At 72.9% G+C, this 2,749-nt stretch carries 2 protein-coding genes; one reads left to right on the plus strand and one right to left on the minus strand.

The features are described from left to right. Window positions 1-116: 116 nt before the first annotated feature. On the plus strand, window positions 117-563 hold the full coding sequence (locus tag FNX44_RS25780; RefSeq protein WP_143651386.1) for a peptidase inhibitor family I36 protein: 447 nt from the start codon (window positions 117-119) through the stop codon (window positions 561-563). A gap of 154 nt (window positions 564-717) precedes the next feature. Here the strand turns inward: FNX44_RS25780 and FNX44_RS25785 are convergent, their stop codons facing one another. Continuing rightward, window positions 718-2,637, minus strand: coding sequence for a glycoside hydrolase family 15 protein (locus tag FNX44_RS25785; protein WP_143651387.1), 1,920 nt, complete (start codon window positions 2,635-2,637; stop codon window positions 718-720). Window positions 2,638-2,749 lie beyond the last annotated feature (112 nt).

Below are 2,749 nucleotides of genomic sequence, written 5' to 3' on the forward strand. Positions count from 1 at the left end.
GCTGTGGACCGGGGGCGCGGTGGGGCGGGAACGTCGTGTTCGCACGGCTCGACGCAACCGGTCGAGCACGCGCCCCGCCTCCCGGGCGCGCCCTCGACCTGAAGGGAACGGAAGTCATGTACGTACGTAAGCGCTTTGCCGTCGCCGCCGCGACCACCTCGCTTGTGGGCGGCCTCTCGGCCGGCCTGCTCGCGGCACCCGCGACGGCCGTGCCGTCCCAACTGCCGACGGAGTCGGCGGGAATGGCCACGGCGGGGTCGGCCGCGTCCGCGGAGTCCGTCCGGGCTGCGGCCTCCTCCGGCTGCCCCCGGCACACGCTCTGCGTCTTCACCGGAAAGAACTACGGCGGGCGGATGCTGAAGTTCAAGGACGAGGGCGGCTGGCAGAACCTGGACAAGTACGGCGCCGACGAGAAGATCAAGTCGTACCACAACCGCCGGAACAAGGGCGCGAAGTTCTCCCGCTGGAACGGCGGGGGCGGCACGGTCTGGAACATCAGCCGGGGCGGGATGTCCCGGGAGACCGGCAGCATGAAGATCAAGTCCGTCTACCTGAACCGCTGAGACCGACGGGGCGGAGTATCCGGCCGCCGCCGGCCCGCTCCTGCCGGGGCGGGCCGGTCGTCGGGCGCTCGTCGCGGCGGCCGTCGGGGGGCGGCCGTCGCGGAGGCGCTTGTCGTGGGCGCTTGTCGTGGGCGCTTGTCGTGGGGTGGCCGTCTCAGGCGCCGATGCGGTCGAGTTCGGTGTCCAGCGAGAGCACGGCGGCGATGAGGGCCAGATGGGTGAAGGCCTGCGGGAAGTTGCCCAGCTGCTCCCCGGTCGGGCCGATCTCCTCGGCGTAGAGCCCGACGTGGTTGGCGTACGTCGTCATCTTGTCGAACGCGTAGCGCGCCTGCCCGAGCCGCCCGGCCTGGGCCAACGCGTTCACGTACAGGAAGCTGCACAGCGAGAACGTGCCTTCGCCGCCGCGCAGCCCGTCGGGCGCGGCGGCCGGGTCATAGCGGTGGACGAGGCTGTCGGTGACCAGTTCCGACTCCATCGCGTCCAGCGTGGACAGCCAGCGCGGGTCCCGGGGCGAGACGAAGCCGACGGCCGGCATCAGCAGAAGCGACGCGTCCAGCACCTCGCCGTCGTAGTGCTGCACGAACGCCTGGCGCCGAGCGCTCCAACCGCGTTCCATGACCTGGCGCAGCACCGCGTCCCTGGCCGCCGTCCAGGCCGCGAGGTCCGCCGGTCGGGCGAGGTCGCTGGCGAGCCGGATGCCCCGGTCGAACGCCGTCCAGCTCATGACCCGGCTGTAGGTGAAGTGCCGGGGGCCGCCGCGGGTCTCCCAGATGCCCTCGTCGGGCCGGTCCCAGGCGCCGGTGAGCCAGTCGAGGAGACCGGACAGCGCGAGCCAGCCGTCGTAGCCGGCGGTCTGCGTGGACCGCGCGGAACGGGTCAGCGCGTTGACGGCTTCGCCGTAGATGTCGAGTTGAAGTTGGTCGGCGGCGGCGTTGCCGAGGCGGACCGGCGCCGAACCCCGGTAGCCCTCGAGGTGCGGCAGCACCTCCTCGGAGAGGTGCGGATCGCCGTCGACTCGGTACATGATCTGTAGCGGCTCACCCGTCACCGTACCGCCGCCCGCGCCGCCCGCCGTGCCTGCGCGGAGGCGTTCCCCCAACCAGTGCCGGTACGCCTCGGCCTCCTCGGTGAACCCGAGATCCAGCAGGGTGTGCGCGGACAGCGAGGCGTCACGGATCCAGGTGTAGCGGTAGTCCCAGTTGCGTTCGCCGCCGATCTGCTCGGGGAGCCCCATCGTGGCGGCTGCGACCGGGGCGCCGGTCGGCGCGTAGGTGAGCAGCTTCAGCGTGATGGCCGACCGGTTCACCAGTTGCTGCCAACGTCCCCGGTAGCGCGACTTCCTGACCCAGTGGTGCCAGAAGTGCCGCACGGCGTGCAGCTCCTGGTCGAGGGCTTCCAGGCTCGGCGGCGGCGGTTCTTCCCGAGGGCCGGCCGGTGCGACCTCGAGGACCAGCCCGGCCTGCTCCCCCTGGCGCAGCACGAGGCGGGCACGGATGTCCTCCTGCCGCAGCGCCTGACCGACGTCCTCGGCCTCCCGCCCGCCATGTGCCTCCCGCCCGCCGGCCTCGTCCCGTTCCAGGGCGATGGGCCCGCAGGCGGTCAGGCGGGCGGTGACCGGGCCGCCGGGCACGGTGAACCGGGCTTCGCCCACGCTGCGCAACTCCATCGCGTGCCGCGCCCGGCCGTAGTCGAAGCGCGGCCGGCACGCGACGGAGAACGGCAGCTCACCGCGTACGACGCGGAGCAGCCGCACCAACCGCCGCGGCCCGTCGGCGCGCTCGGCCCGGTCCACGGGCATGAAGTCGACGACCTCGCCCACGCCCCGCCGGCTCAGGAACCGCGTCACCAGGGCCGCGGTGTCGGGCAGGTACAGCTGCCGGGTGGTGACGTCCGGACCGTCGACGGTGACCGCGAAGTAGCCGCCGCGTTGATGGTCGAGCAGAGCGGCGAACAGGCTCGGGGAGTCGAAGCGCGGCGCGCAGAACCAGTTGACGACGCCGTCGGCGGAGACCAGCGCGGCGGTCCGGAGGTCACCCACCAGGCCGTGCTCGGCGATCGGCGGATAGCGTCGCACAACCCGCTACCCGGGGCGGCCGGGGTGGCGGGCCGGGGTGGTCGTGGTCATGCGGGGAGCGTAGGTCTCCCGACCGCCGCCCCGGTCATGACGCCGCCGAGCCGTACGCACC

Origin of the sequence: Streptomyces alkaliterrae, assembly GCF_007097205.2 — a bacterium.
GTDB lineage: Bacteria > Actinomycetota > Actinomycetes > Streptomycetales > Streptomycetaceae > Streptomyces > Streptomyces alkaliterrae.